Below are 13,142 nucleotides of genomic sequence, written 5' to 3' on the forward strand. Positions count from 1 at the left end.
GGGAATCGCAGAGCGTACAGCTGCGTGATGATTCTAGTACGCTTGCTTCACACCATTGTCCCTTCCCGACTCCCCATTGCCGGCCTTATCCAGCGCCAGATTCAGGGCGAGCACGTTGACCCGCGGTTGCCCAAGCAGACCGAACTGTGGCGCTTCGGTCGCAGCTTGCACCAGTGCAGCAACGCGTTGCTCGGGCAAGCCGCGTGCGGCGGCCACGCGGCGGATCTGCACCTGTGCGCCGGCCGGGCTCAGGTGCGGGTCCAGGCCACTGCCGGATTGCGTCAGCAGCTCGCCCGGCACCGCCTCCGGGGCGATGCCGTCGCGTTTGGCCACTTGCGCACGGGTGGCAGCGATACGGGCCAGCAAATCGGGATTGGAGCGTGCCTGGTTACTGCCCGACGCGGCGGTGAGGTCGTACTTGGCGGCCGACGGACGCGGCTGAAAATAGCGCGCATCGGTAAACGGCTGCGCAACCAATGCCGAGCCGACAACGCGCGCATCGACACGCACCAGCGAACCGGTGGCTTGCTCGGAGAACAGTGCGCCGGTGATGCCGGTGGCGACCAGCGAGTAGGCCAGGCCCAGGCCGAACAGGGTGAATACCGCGAGCATCAGCGAACCGCGCAGGGCGCCGTCGTCGCGTAACGGCAAGGAAGAAGACATGGACATGATCTCAGAAGAAGAAAGGTGCATCACACGTGGCTCAGACACCGAAGACGGCGACCAGCACCAGATCGATCACTTTGATCGCAACGAACGGCAGCAACACGCCACCCACGCCGTAGATCAACATGTTTCGGCGCAACAGCGCGGTGGCGCTGGAAGGACGAAAACGGACGCCGCGCAATGCCAGCGGAATCAATGCCGGAATGATCAACGCATTGAAGATCAACGCCGCCAATACCGCATGGCGCGGGCTGGAGAGCTGCATCACGTTGAGCGCTGTCATCGACGGGATGGCGGCAGCAAACAGCGCCGGCAGGATCGCGAAGTATTTGGAAACGTCGTTGGCCAGCGAGAACGTGGTCAACGCACCGCGCGTAATCAACTGCTGTTTGCCCACTTCCACCACCGCCAGCAGCTTGGCCGGATCCGAATCCAGATCCACCATGTTGCCGGCTTCCTTGGCGGCTTGCGTGCCGGAGTTCATCGCCAGACCCACGTCGGCCTGCGCAAGCGCCGGTGCGTCGTTGGTGCCGTCGCCGACCATCGCCACCAACCGCCCGCCCGTCTGCTCGGCCCGGATGCGTGCCAGCTTGTCTTCCGGACGTGCCTGGGCGATGTAGTCGTCCACACCGGCTTCGGCAGCAATCGCGGCAGCGGTGAGCGGGTTGTCGCCGGTGATCATCACCGTCTTGATGCCCATCGCACGCAACTGCGCGAACTTTTCCTTGATGCCCTGCTTGACCACGTCGCTCAACTCGACCACACCGAGCACATGGCGGCCTTCGGCCACCACCAACGGTGTGGCGCCGCCACGCGCCACTTCTTCGATACGGCCCTGCAATTCGGGCGACACCGTGGCGCCCATGCCCTGCACATACGCCACGATCGAATCGCCGGCGCCCTTGCGGATGCTGCGCCCGCCAAGATCGACACCGGACATGCGCGTCTGTGCGGTGAACGCGATGAAATGCGCACCCTCGGCCTCCACTGCGACGGCACCTTGCTGACGCGCCAGCTTGACGATGGATTTCCCTTCCGGCGTCGGATCGGCCAGCGAGGCAAGCATGGCCGCATCGCGCAGTTGTGCGCGATCGACGCCAGCCAGGGGATGGAATGCGGTGGCCTGGCGGTCGCCATAGGTAATGGTGCCGGTCTTGTCGAGCAGCAGCACATCCACGTCGCCGGCCACTTCCACTGCCTTGCCGGATTTGGCCAACACATTGGCCGACAGCGCGCGGTTCATACCGGCGATACCAATTGCCGGCAACAGCCCGCCGATGGTGGTCGGGATCAGGCACACCAGCAACGCGATCAGCAGCAGCGGATCCAGCGTGACGCCGACAAAGCCCGCAATTGCCGGCAACGACGCCACCACGATCAAAAACGTCAGCGTCATCGCGGCCAGCAACAAGGTCAGCGCGATCTCGTTCGGCGTCTTCTGCCGATTGGCGCCTTCCACCAACGCGATCATGCGATCGAGAAAGCTGTGCCCCGGCTCGGCGGTGACCTTGAACACGATCTCGTCGGAGAGCACGCGCGTGCCACCGATGACGCCGCTGCGGTCGGTGCCGGCCTCGCGCAACACCGGTGCCGATTCACCGGTCACCGCTGCTTCGTTGATGGTGGCAACACCACGCACGATCTCGCCATCGGCCGGTACGAATTCGCCTTCGGACACCATGACGTAATCGCCCGGGCGCAGTTCTGCCGCCGGCACGCGGGTTTCGCGGCCACCCAGTGCGGTTTCCACCCGGCGTGCCACCAGGTCCTTGCGCGCCCGCCGCAACGAGGCGGCCTGGCCGCGGCCACGCGCCTCGGCAATGGCTTCGGCAAAATTGCCGAACAACACGGTGACGAACAAAATCGCCGTCACCGCCCAGCCGAAGCCGGCATGCGCATGCCCGCTGGCGGTGATCACCGCTGCCAGCACCGTGCCGCCCATCACCACCGCCATCACCGGGCTGCGCAACAGATGCCGCGGTGCCAACTTGCCGAAGGCAGCACGCATCGCCGCAACCAGTACGGCGGCATCGAACAACGCTGCGTCACCGCGCTCGCGTTTTTCAGTCGTATCGATCGTAGACATTGCTCAAAACTCTCAGGACGCCGCCAGGGCGAGGTGTTCAGCGATAGGACCCAGCACCAGTGCCGGCATGAACTGCAGCACGGTCAGCACCAGCACGATCGCCATCAGGGTCAGCGCAAAGGTGGGCGTTTCGACTTGCAGGCTGCCGGCCGACTCCGGCGCACGGCGCTTCACCGCCATGCGCGCAGCCACCATCAACGGCAGCACCAACGCCGGATACCGTCCCAGCGCCAGCACCAACGAGCAGCTCAGATTCCACCAGTACGTGGCATCGCCCAACCCTTCGAAACCCGAGCCGTTATTGGAGAACGCGGAGGTGTACTCGTAGAACACCTGGCTGATGCCGTGGAAGCCGGGGTTGGAATTGGCAGTGATTGCCGGCACGGCCAGTGTCACTGCGGTAAAGCCCAGCACCACCAGCGGCTGCAGCAGGATCAACAGCGCCAGCAATTGCACTTCGCGCGATTCGATCTTGCGGCCGAACAACTCCGGCGTGCGTCCGGTCATCAAGCCGGCCAGGAACACGCTCAGCAACAGATACACCACGAACTGCTGCAGGCCGCAACCAATGCCACCCCAGATCGCGTTGATCAGCATGTCGACCAACGTGACCAGGCCGCTCAACGGCGCCAACGAATCGTGCATCGCGTTGACCGAACCATTGGAGGTCTGCGTGGTCAACGCCGCCCACAACGCAGAGGCATCCGCACCGATGCGCACTTCCTTACCTTCCATCAGCGCCGGCGAGGTCGCACTGGCCGAATGCGCTTCGGACCACAGCAACAACGCGGTGGACGCGGCCGACATCGTCAGCATGGTGCCGAATACCAACGCAGTGAGTCGCTTGCGTCCGGTCAGATAGCCGACCATGAACACCACGCTCATCGGCAGTAACACGATGGCCAAGGTTTCCAGAAAATTGCTCAGCGGCGTGGGGTTTTCCAGCGCGACCGAGCTATTGGGGCCATACCAGCCACCGCCGTCGGTGCCGAGCTGTTTCACCGCCACCATCGCGGCAACCGGGCCCACTGGGATGGTCTGCTTGGCTATGCCGGCACTGCTATCCAACGGTACAGCGGTCGCCGCGCCCTGGAAGGTCGACGGCACACCCTGCCAGCCGAGTAGAACGGTCAACAGCAGGCACAGTGGCAGCAGCACGCGCACGCTGGAGCGGATCACGTCAGCCCAGTAATTGCCGACATCTGCTTCAGGCAGGGCTTCCAAGCCGGACCCCGTGTGCTGGCGTCCCTGACGCGACAGTTCCGGCTCCGAAATCGCCGCCACGGCCGTCGTGTCCGATGCCGGTGCAGCAACCGACGCCTGTTTGGCGGCGCGCCCACCGAACAACGCACGCAGTGTCGCCACTGCCAACGCCAGGCCCATCATCGGCGTCACCACCTGCAGGCCGACGATGCCGGTCATCTGCGACAGATACGACAACTGCGCCTGGCCGGAGTAATGCTGCTGATTGGTGTTGGTGACGAACGACACCACGGTGTGCAGCGCGGTGTCCCAGCGCATGTTCGGGATGGCGTCGGGATTGAACGGCAGCCAGGCCTGGGTCATGAACACCAGCCAGACCAAGAGGCCAACCACCAGGTTGCTCAGCAAGAACGCCTTGGCGTAGCCCCGCCACGACATGCCCTGCTGCGGATGGGTTCCGAGCAACGCGTACAACGGCCGTTCGATCCAGCCGAACAGCGCGTCGCCGCGCATCGGTGCGCCGCGCATCACGGCGGCCATGTAACGGCCCAGGGGCCACGCCAGCACGATGGCCAGCGCGTAGACAAGAAAAGTTTCAGTCATTGGAGCGCACTCGGATCAGAAGTCTTCGGGCCGCAGCACCACGTACAGCAGGTACGCAGCGGCAACGAGTACGGCCACGCCGCACAACAGGGACAACCAGGCAGGCATGTCAACTACTCCCCGAGACGTGCGCACGAAGGCGCGATGGATGCGAGGTGTCGCGGCGTCGGCAGCGCGTACGCGCCAACATGACAAAGCGCTGCCGCACCATGCGCGCAGCGCCGATCGAGCAGACAAGTGAAGGGATGCATCGGGATCGTCCACGGCGGAACCGCTCCGCCAACGTGCGCAGTCTCTGCCTGCGCCACGTAAAGTCGCTATGGATCTGCAGCCGGCGCGACGTAAAGTCCGCATAAAATGCGCAGGCCAGCCCTGCGCCACAATCAGATGGCCCGCCGCGCGCTTCGACGGTTGGCTTCCCTGGCTGCGCCGGCCTGGCGGCACGCCGATGGCAGCGACGCTGCGAAGTTTCATCTGCTCAAGGGTCGGGCCGGACAGGGTGGCGCCAGGTATGCGCGTGCGCTTGTGTGACCAGACCACACTCAATCACACCGTGCTCACGTGTCCATATACCTGCGCGACACAGTCGCAAGCATCATGCTGGCCGTGGCGATCGCGTCATCGCATCTGGCGATGAGTTCATCGGCATGGTTCGGTATCGCAGCAGCCTGCGCACGAACGGTGGCAATGACCTGTATCTGCTCGCTCGGGAAGAGGCTCACCGTCGCTGCAAGCACATCAAGGCTGCACAGATAACGCACCTCGTCAGGCTGGTGCGGCAACGCCGTAGCCAACCGCCGCAGCACCGCAGCGCCACTCTCTGTGCTGTCCAATGCGTGCAGGGCCCGCGTCAATTCCCTGAAGGCAGCCTGGCGCAATCCCGGATTGGACAGTCTGTTCAACAAGGCCACCAAGTGGATCAAGGCTTCGGCTCCATCGCCAGAACGCGCCAGGCGCTCGGCAAGCTGCGCATACGCGTGCTGGAATCGATGGATCGGCTCCAATCCGACAAGATGCAGGCGTAAGGTCACCTCCGCCAGCGTGCGGGGGCCGGTCTGGAGCGCGGCAGCCTCGGTTATCGCCAGGTTGACTTCCTCTTCGGGCAGCTGTCTGATCGCCGATGCCAGCAAATCAAACGGAAGCGCTCCGCCGATGCCTCCGGCAGCGCCCCCTGGGCCAGAGCCACAGCGCCTTGCACCCCTGGCCCACCATCACCTTGCACGCCCCCTACATCAGCCTCTGCTACTGCCCCCATTTGGCCACCGTGCGCTGCTCCGGCAGCAGCCTGCAGCGCTTGCCGGCGCGTGGCAATCAAACTGGGCAAGATTGCATGGAAGGCGAGCGCGCGCAGGTCCTCGGGCAAGCTGCCAAGGTCATCGGTCAAGCGCGCCATCACGCGAAATGCCATATTCCCGGAATAGCGGGTGGCGTGATTCAACACCGCGGTAAACGCCTAAAATCGCTGCGCCTGCGGCAATGATGGAATCCGCGCCGCAAGCCTTCCGTATCCGCGCAATATCTGCTCGCTGCGATCCTCATCGTCCGGGTAGGGGAAGTGCGTCACTTCGTCCAGGGCAAGACGCATGCTTTTTGCACTTCCTGCGTTTGGCTGGTTGACGCCACAGCGTGTGGCAGACCGGTTCGGTTGATCGGCATATCGGGTCTCCGGCGGTGTGCCGCAGCAGCGGCATCGAGTTAGGCTTCGTGCGTACTTTCCCGAAAGCGATCTCGTGTCCGCGCGCACTGCCAGAAATCGCGTTCGCCCGCGCGAACGCGACGTGACCGGTGCAGATGCGGGTTCGGCGGATGGCACGCCACCCGCCGCTGTTCGCGAGTCCCGCGGCGGACGACCTGGGACGATGCAGAAACGGCGTGCTGCCCTACCGCAGCGGCACGTTCAACACGGACGGCGCTGCAACTGGCGAGGTGAATCTCACCGTGCCACCGCCCTCGCTGGCGTCGGTATAGCGCGCGTCGCGGGTGTCGATCACCAGGACCAGTCGCTGCCCTGCGGGAATCTCGGTTGCCGCCGCCTGCAGTGGCCAGTCCAGCGTGACTGCGCGCCCCGGCGTGGCATTGCGCAACGAATACGGCGCAGGCGCCATCAGTTTCGCCATGCCCAGCGCATCCATAACCCCATTGGGTAATAGCTTGAGATGGCGGTCGAACCAGCGCGTGGTCGCGGTATAGATTTCGTTGGGTAACCCCAATGCGCCGGGCAGCTCCGCGGTGCGGTGATCGCCCTGGCTTAGCAGCAGTTGCTTGGGGCCACGTAACTGGTTGAAGAACGCGATGGTCTGGTTCGGCGGGAACAATGCGTCGTTGAACGCATTGCCCGGCAGCACCGCGGTGCCACGCGCATTGAGCGCGGCCACATCAGAGCCAGGGCTGCGGGGACGCAGCTTGCGGCAGGAAGCCCTGCACCGCGCCTCTGGGCCAGATCCGGACCGTCCCGCCCGGTCAACGCACCGGCGCCGACCGGCAACCCGACGCCCTGCTGGCTGACCGTGCGATTGGAATACAGCGAGGCTTGCAGATCGGCCCAACCGCTGAGCGCGGCCACGGCCTTGATGCGTGGGTCGCGCTCGGCCGCCAGCAGGCTGATGCCCGCACCGTACGAAATGCCCGACGCGCCGATCGCATGCGGATTGGCGGGCGTGTGCGCCAGTGCCCAATCGATCACCGCCCTGACGTCTTCCACCCTGTCCGGCCCGGCGATATCGATCTGCCCGGCCGAATCCCAAAACCCGCGCGAGGTGTAGCTGACCACCACGTAGCCGTCGCTGGCCAGCGCAGTCGCACGGCCCAGATATTCCAGATTCGGCAACGCCCAACTGGCCGGCATCACGATCAACGGAAACGGCCCGGCACCCTGCCCCTGCGGCACCAGCACCAATGCGCCCATTTGCGCACCGTCCCAGCCGGGGATGCGTTCTTAGGTCTTGCTGAAGGCGCCCGCCACCGCCGCAGCCGATGCCATCCACCACGCCAGTGCGGCGATGGTCCAGATCCAAGGTTTGCTCATGCTGCTGTCTCCCATGCAAAGCCAGGCCGGAGTGGCCCAGCGGCAACTGCCATGCATCCGTTGTTCGAGGGAGAACGCCGCGAACGCACCAGACGGTACGGTATGGTTCAAGGGCCGGGATTCGGGATTGCCCTAAGCACCGGGACCCGGTGCTCAAGAATTCCTGATAACGAGCGACTCAGCCAACGAAGTGTTGATAGCCGCGCCGCAGCGGTTGCCAAGGGTTACCGTCGGCGTCGTGCACCACCACGCCGGGCGTGGCGACAATCTGGCCGATGCGCGTCGCGGCCACCTCGGCGAACTCCATTGCCTGCGCCACCGCAGCGCGATGCTGCGGCGCGGCGGTGAAGCACAGCTCGTAGTCGTCGCCACCGCCGAGTTGCCAGCCAGGGCACTGCGCCACGCTGGTCCCGGCACTGCGCGGCATTGCCGGCAACGCGGCCAGCGCCAGTTGCGCGCCCACACCGCTGCGGTCGCACAGATGCCCCAGATCGGCCAGCAGCCCGTCGGAAATGTCCACGCAGGCATGCGCAAGCCCGCGCAAACGCAGCCCGGCCTGTACGCGTGGCTGCGGACGCAGCAAGCGGCTGCGCCACTGCTCGTGCAACGGGTCAGCCGCCGCGCAGGTCACATCCAGCTGGCCGGCTTGCCACAGCGCCAACGCGGCGGCGGCCTCACCCGGCGCACCGGTGACCCACACGTCATCGCCAATGCGCGCACCATCGCGCCGCAACGCCGCGCTCGGCGGCACGCTACCGATTGCCGTTACAGCGCACGAGAGCGGCCCGCGGGTGGTGTCGCCGCCGACCAGCACGATGTCGTGCGCATCGGCCAGCGCGAAGAAGCCATCGGCGAATAGATCCACCCATGCGGCATCGTCGTGCGGCAACGACAACGACAAGGTGCACCAACGCGGTTGCGCGCCCATCGCCGCCAGGTCAGAGAGATTGACTGCCAGCGTCTTCCAGCCCAGATCGTCGGCGCGGGTTTCCTGCGGAAAATGCACGCCGGCATTGAGCGTATCGGTGGTGATCGCCAGCTGCTCACCGGCCGGCGGATGCAGCAATGCCGCATCGTCGCCAATGCCCAACGGCACATCGGCACGCGCAGCAATGCGCACGCGCAGCCGGGCGATTAGATCGAATTCGGGCATTTGAGGAGCCGGGAGTGGAGATTGTGCATTGGGGATTCGTCGCAGCAGGCGTTGCGAGGTGCGGCACGATTGCTTGCCGCCTGCCCACCAAATGATGCGCAGTGCGGAAATGGCATAGCTCACCTCAAGGCGGAATTACTCAAGCCAAGCGCTTGCACCTTGCGTGGGCGGGACCGTCGCTCGCTGCCAATCCCGAATCACCACTGCCGAATCCCGTGGCTCAAGCGCCGGACTCGACCTTGCGCCACTCCACAGCGGCGCGGTCCAGCACCCCGTTTACATAGGTGTGACCGTGTTCGGAGCCGAAGCGCTTGGCGGTTTCGATCGCTTCGTTGATCACCACGCGGTACGGCACGTCCTGGCGGTACAGCAATTCGTAGGCGGCCAACCGCAGCACTGCGCGTTCGATCGCATCGACCTCTTCCACGCCGCGATCCAGGTACGGGGTCAGCGCGGTATCCAGTTCGGCACGATTGGTCAGCACGCCTTCGACCAGGTTCTCGAAGTACGCCAGATCGGCCACTTCGTGCGCCTGCTCGTGAGCGAACTGGGCGATCACCTGCTTGGCGAAGCCACCGGAAATCTGCCACGCATACACTGCCTGCAAGGCACGCCGACGTGCGCGCGAACGCAGCACCGGGTCGATGCCGTCGCGACGGCCGTGGCGCGGGTGTCCACCGGGCTTGCTCATGGCAACAACTCCATCAAATTCACCAGCTCCAGCGCTGCAAGCGCGCACTCCTCGCCCTTGTTGCCGTGGCTGCCGCCGGCACGCGCTTCGGCATCTTCCACGCGTTCAACTGCCAGCACGCCGTTGAGCACCGGCACGCCGGTCTGCAGTTGCACGCTCATCAGGCCTTCGGCGCACAGGTCGGCCACGTGTTCGTAATGGCGGGTATCGCCACGGATCACGCAGCCCAGCGCGATGATCGCGCCATGCTGGCCGGACTGCGCCACGCGATTGGCGGCGACCGGAATTTCCCAGGCGCCGGGCACGCGGATCACGTCGATGGCGTCTTCGCCAATGCCGTTGCCGGCCAGGCTCTGGCGCGCGCCGGCAACCAGCACGTCGGTGATGCGGGCGTTCCAGCGGCTGGCGATGATCGCAAAGCGCGCGGTGGGGGGGCGAAGATCGCCTTCGTAGTGGGTCATGCGGGTCGGCAACTCAAGGGGGCGAGAAGTTTAACAGCTGCCGGGGCCAGGCCTGGCCGACGCGTGCACGCCAGGTCCACCAAAGCAGACTCGGCCATGTGCTTCAACGACCATGGGCGATTGCGGTCAACCGGCTGCTCCAGCCGCTCTGGCGGGCCCCACGCCTGGAACCGATGGTCATCTCTGACCACTGCGCTTCCGGCACGTAGGCCGCAGCAGCGGACGGCTGCGCACTGTCAACCACGCGTCAGCGCCTGCGCCGTCCTGAACCATCGGCAGGGGCAAATGACTGCGGTAGCGGCTCGCGGGCAACTCAAGAGACAGCAGACGGCGGCACCGAACGCACGCCCTCGCCAGCGTGGCATTCCAGATACTCCACCACTTCCAGCCCGAACCCGGCCACCCCCACCTGGCGCCGCGAAGTGCCCAGCACACGCAACTTGCCCAGGCCCAGTTCGGCCAGGATCTGCGCGCCGGCGCCATGACGCCGCCACTGACTCACATCCTTGGCGTTGGCGGCGGCTTCGGGTTGCTGGCGCAGCCGTGCCAGCAGCGATTCGCTGTCGCGCGGGGCCGACAGCACCACCATCACGCCCTGCCCCTCGGCCGCAATCGCGCGCAAGGCATCGGTGGCCGCCACACCGAAGTCATCGCGCTGCCAGTGCAGCAGATCCGCCAGCGGATTTTCCACCTGCACCCGCACCAGGGTGGGTGTATGCGGATCGGCGCTGCCGCGCACCAACGCAAAGTGCAGGTCGTGCGCGATGCGGTCGCGGTAGGTCACCAGCTTGAACGGGCCGAATTCGGTGGTGATGTCGCGCTCGTCCACGCGCTCGACGGTGTGCTCGTTGGCCAGCCGATACGCGATCAGATCGGCGATCGAGCCCATCTTCAACCCGTGTTCGCGCGCAAATACTTCCAACTGCGGGCGACGCGCCATGCTGCCGTCAGGGTTGAGCACTTCCACCAGCACACCGGCCGGTTCCAGCCCGGCCAGCATCGACAGATCGCTGGCTGCTTCGGTGTGGCCGGCGCGGGTCAGCACGCCACCGGGCTGCGAAATCAGCGGGAAGATATGCCCCGGCTGGCTCAGATCCTGCGGCTTGGCATCCGGACGCACCGCGGTGCGCACGGTATGTGCGCGGTCGTAAGCGGAAATGCCGGTGGTTACGCCTTCGGCCGCCTCGATGCTGACGGTGAAGTTGGTCTGGAACTGCGCGGTGTTGTTGCGCACCATCGGCGCCAGGCCCAGTTGCGCGCAGCGCTCGCCGGTCAGCGACAGGCAAACCAATCCACGCGCGTGGGTGACCATGAAGTTGATGTCCGAGGGCGTGACCAACTCGGCGGCCATGATCAGATCGCCTTCGTTTTCGCGGTCTTCGTCATCGACGATCACCACCATGCGACCGGCGCGCAGCTCTTCGAGCAACGCGGGAACGGGCGCGAAATTCATGCCGTACCCCGCGTGCCGAGCAGGCGTTCGACATAGCGCGCCACCAGATCGATTTCCAGATTCACCGTCGCACCCACTGCCGTCTGCGCAAACGCGGTGTTGGCCATCGTATGCGGAATCAACGCCGCTTCGAAGCCTTCTTCGTCCACTTCATTGACGGTGAGGCTGACGCCGTCTACGCAGATCGAGCCCTTCTTGGCCACATAGCGCAACACCGCCGGCGGCGCGGCAAACCGCCAGCGCTGCGCGCGTGCATCGTCATGGACAGACTGCACCTGGCCCAGGCCATCCACATGTCCGCTGACCAGGTGCCCGCCCAGGCGGTCGATCGGGCGCATCGCGCGTTCCAGATTGAGCAGCGCGCCTTCCGGCAGTGCGCCCAGCGTGGTCAGCGACAGGGTTTCGGTGGAGGCATCGGCCTGAAAACTGGCTGCATCAAACGCAACCACGGTCAGACACACGCCATTGACCGCAATGCTCTCGCCCAACTGGACAGACTCGAACGGCAGCGTGCCGGTGGCGAAGGTGAAACGTACATCGCCGCCCTGCGGCTGACGCGCCGCTAGCTGGCCGACGCCTTCGATGATTCCAGTAAACATCAGCGCGCCCCCGCTTGCAGCACGAGGGCTGCTGCGATGGAGCGCCGGAACGCCGCGGCGCAGCGCGGCAGGTGGTGCATGGACATAGTCGTTTCTCGCAGAAGTTGAGCGAAAAACGCCGCAAGGCAAAGCAAACAGGCGCGCCCACAGCCGCAAGGCTGCGCAGTGGCCGTCTTCTTTCATCCGGACTATACCGTCGGCTCCGGCGTCGGACCGGATCTGCTGACCTTCGCGCGGTACCCGGCACATGCAGCGCCGAGCGTCGCAACGAAGCGCTCGCGGGCTCACATGCGTGCGCATGCCTACCGCCGGTGGGGAATCGCACCCCGCCCTGAAGACGTTCGTAAGTACCGGCGAGCCGGCATGTGGGAGTTTAACAGCGCGCCCAGGTGCCATGGCAGAGCCTCAGCTGAGGCTGGCAGGACGCTGTGTCGTGTCAGGAAATTCCCCATCGCCAACTCCGTGAAAGATCTGTTAAATTTCGCGCCGCGACGGGAGACGTCGTTCTTTTGCACCTCGCAATGGGGTGGAAACACTGACATCAATTCGGAGAACATGGAATGTGCAAGACACTGATTCTGGCTGCCCTGCTGGCTGCCGCACCGTTTGCCGCCTCTGCGGAAGGCCTGAGCTACAACTATGTCGAAGGCGGCTGGAACCGTACCGACGTCAACGTCAATAATGACAATGAGGGCAGCAACGGCGGCTATCTGCGCGGTTCCTGGCAGATCGCGCAGCCGGTCTACGTCTTCGCCGGCTACCAGCTCGCCACCAAGGACTACAACCTCGGCGCCGGCTTCACGATCGACGGCACCCTGACGCAGGCCAATGCCGGCATCGGCTACCGCCAGGAAATGACCGAGCGCGTCGAGTTCATCGCCGACATCAGCGCGCTGCGTACCAAGGTCGATGTGGACCTGCGCCAGAGCGGCCGTTCGCTGGGCAGCAGCTCCGACTCCAGCACCCTGGGCTGGGCGAACCTGGGCCTGCGTGGCAAGCCTTCGCCGCGGACTGAAGCATGGGTCAAGGCCGGCTACATCGATGGCAGCAACGTGGACAAGGGCGAGTTCGTGGGCACCCTCGGTGGCCAGGTGAACTTCACCCAGACCTGGGGCCTGGTTGGCGAAGCCCAATTCATCGACAACGCAAATCAGTACCGCATCGGCGTGCGCGCGAGCTTCTGACCGGCTTCGTGCATGAAA

At 65.1% G+C, this 13,142-nt stretch carries 10 protein-coding genes, 2 pseudogenes and 1 riboswitch; of the genes and pseudogenes, 1 reads left to right on the top strand and 11 read right to left on the bottom strand.

Going from position 1 to position 13,142, the window contains the following annotated elements; genetic code table 11:
- Positions 1-33: 33 nt before the first annotated feature.
- The 11 genes and pseudogenes from kdpC to WJW29_RS03145 form a co-directional block, all read right to left on the bottom strand.
- Positions 34-663, bottom strand: a complete 630-nt coding sequence (gene kdpC / locus WJW29_RS03095) for a potassium-transporting ATPase subunit KdpC (protein ID WP_011409390.1) — start codon at positions 661-663, stop codon at positions 34-36.
- A gap of 40 nt (positions 664-703) precedes the next feature.
- The gene (kdpB, locus tag WJW29_RS03100) at positions 704-2,752 is read right to left on the bottom strand and encodes a potassium-transporting ATPase subunit KdpB (protein ID WP_011260249.1); all 2,049 of its coding nucleotides are present in this window, start codon (positions 2,750-2,752) and stop codon (positions 704-706) included.
- A 12-nt stretch (positions 2,753-2,764) separates the two neighbouring features.
- Complete coding sequence (gene kdpA / locus WJW29_RS03105) at positions 2,765-4,558, bottom strand: potassium-transporting ATPase subunit KdpA (RefSeq protein WP_075242396.1); 1,794 nt, start codon at positions 4,556-4,558, stop codon at positions 2,765-2,767.
- A 15-nt stretch (positions 4,559-4,573) separates the two neighbouring features.
- The gene (locus WJW29_RS03110; protein ID WP_006452907.1) at positions 4,574-4,666 is read right to left on the bottom strand and encodes a potassium-transporting ATPase subunit F; all 93 of its coding nucleotides are present in this window, start codon (positions 4,664-4,666) and stop codon (positions 4,574-4,576) included.
- Between the two features lie 449 nt (positions 4,667-5,115).
- Positions 5,116-6,155, bottom strand: a pseudogene (locus WJW29_RS03115) (F-box domain-containing protein); the annotation flags it as partial.
- A 283-nt stretch (positions 6,156-6,438) separates the two neighbouring features.
- Positions 6,439-7,463: pseudogene (locus tag WJW29_RS03120) on the bottom strand (CocE/NonD family hydrolase).
- 298 nt (positions 7,464-7,761) lie between these two features.
- Positions 7,762-8,736 (bottom strand): thiamine-phosphate kinase, encoded by a 975-nt coding sequence (gene thiL / locus WJW29_RS03125; RefSeq protein WP_011409393.1) that lies wholly within the window; start codon positions 8,734-8,736, stop codon positions 7,762-7,764.
- A 220-nt stretch (positions 8,737-8,956) separates the two neighbouring features.
- Positions 8,957-9,427 carry a transcription antitermination factor NusB gene (gene nusB / locus WJW29_RS03130; RefSeq protein WP_011260254.1) on the bottom strand — a complete coding sequence of 157 codons (471 nt, stop codon included), beginning with the start codon at positions 9,425-9,427 and terminating at the stop codon, positions 8,957-8,959.
- Positions 9,424-9,888 (bottom strand): 6,7-dimethyl-8-ribityllumazine synthase, encoded by a 465-nt coding sequence (gene ribH / locus WJW29_RS03135; RefSeq protein WP_011409394.1) that lies wholly within the window; start codon positions 9,886-9,888, stop codon positions 9,424-9,426. Before ribH ends, nusB begins: the two co-directional genes overlap by 4 nt.
- A gap of 313 nt (positions 9,889-10,201) precedes the next feature.
- Positions 10,202-11,341 carry a 3,4-dihydroxy-2-butanone-4-phosphate synthase gene (gene ribB, locus WJW29_RS03140; protein WP_011260256.1) on the bottom strand — a complete coding sequence of 380 codons (1,140 nt, stop codon included), beginning with the start codon at positions 11,339-11,341 and terminating at the stop codon, positions 10,202-10,204.
- Complete coding sequence (locus WJW29_RS03145; RefSeq protein ID WP_011260257.1) at positions 11,338-11,940, bottom strand: riboflavin synthase; 603 nt, start codon at positions 11,938-11,940, stop codon at positions 11,338-11,340. The genes ribB and WJW29_RS03145 overlap by 4 nt, the downstream gene beginning before the upstream one ends.
- A gap of 167 nt (positions 11,941-12,107) precedes the next feature.
- A riboswitch (FMN riboswitch) is annotated at positions 12,108-12,283 on the bottom strand.
- Positions 12,284-12,500: 217 nt separating this feature from the next.
- On the opposite strand from WJW29_RS03145, the gene WJW29_RS03150 reads away from it, so the two are divergent.
- The gene (locus WJW29_RS03150; RefSeq protein WP_011260258.1) at positions 12,501-13,124 is read left to right on the top strand and encodes a hypothetical protein; all 624 of its coding nucleotides are present in this window, start codon (positions 12,501-12,503) and stop codon (positions 13,122-13,124) included.
- Positions 13,125-13,142: the final 18 nt, after the last annotated feature.

The sequence above is a fragment of the Xanthomonas sp. JL1 genome, from assembly GCF_038405005.1.

What these genes read in the sequence shown, in the direction of transcription:
- kdpC (WP_011409390.1), bottom strand. Translation starts at nt 663, where the DNA reads ATGTCTTCTTCCTTGCCGTTACGCGACGACGGCGCCCTGCGCGGTTCG.
- kdpB (WP_011260249.1), bottom strand. Translation starts at nt 2,752, where the DNA reads ATGTCTACGATCGATACGACTGAAAAACGCGAGCGCGGTGACGCAGCG.
- kdpA (WP_075242396.1), bottom strand. Translation starts at nt 4,558, where the DNA reads ATGACTGAAACTTTTCTTGTCTACGCGCTGGCCATCGTGCTGGCGTGG.
- WJW29_RS03110 (WP_006452907.1), bottom strand. Translation starts at nt 4,666, where the DNA reads ATGCCTGCCTGGTTGTCCCTGTTGTGCGGCGTGGCCGTACTCGTTGCC.
- thiL (WP_011409393.1), bottom strand. Translation starts at nt 8,736, where the DNA reads ATGCCCGAATTCGATCTAATCGCCCGGCTGCGCGTGCGCATTGCTGCG.
- nusB (WP_011260254.1), bottom strand. Translation starts at nt 9,427, where the DNA reads ATGAGCAAGCCCGGTGGACACCCGCGCCACGGCCGTCGCGACGGCATC.
- ribH (WP_011409394.1), bottom strand. Translation starts at nt 9,888, where the DNA reads ATGACCCACTACGAAGGCGATCTTCGCCCCCCCACCGCGCGCTTTGCG.
- ribB (WP_011260256.1), bottom strand. Translation starts at nt 11,341, where the DNA reads ATGAATTTCGCGCCCGTTCCCGCGTTGCTCGAAGAGCTGCGCGCCGGT.
- WJW29_RS03145 (WP_011260257.1), bottom strand. Translation starts at nt 11,940, where the DNA reads ATGTTTACTGGAATCATCGAAGGCGTCGGCCAGCTAGCGGCGCGTCAG.
- WJW29_RS03150 (WP_011260258.1), top strand. Translation starts at nt 12,501, where the DNA reads ATGTGCAAGACACTGATTCTGGCTGCCCTGCTGGCTGCCGCACCGTTT.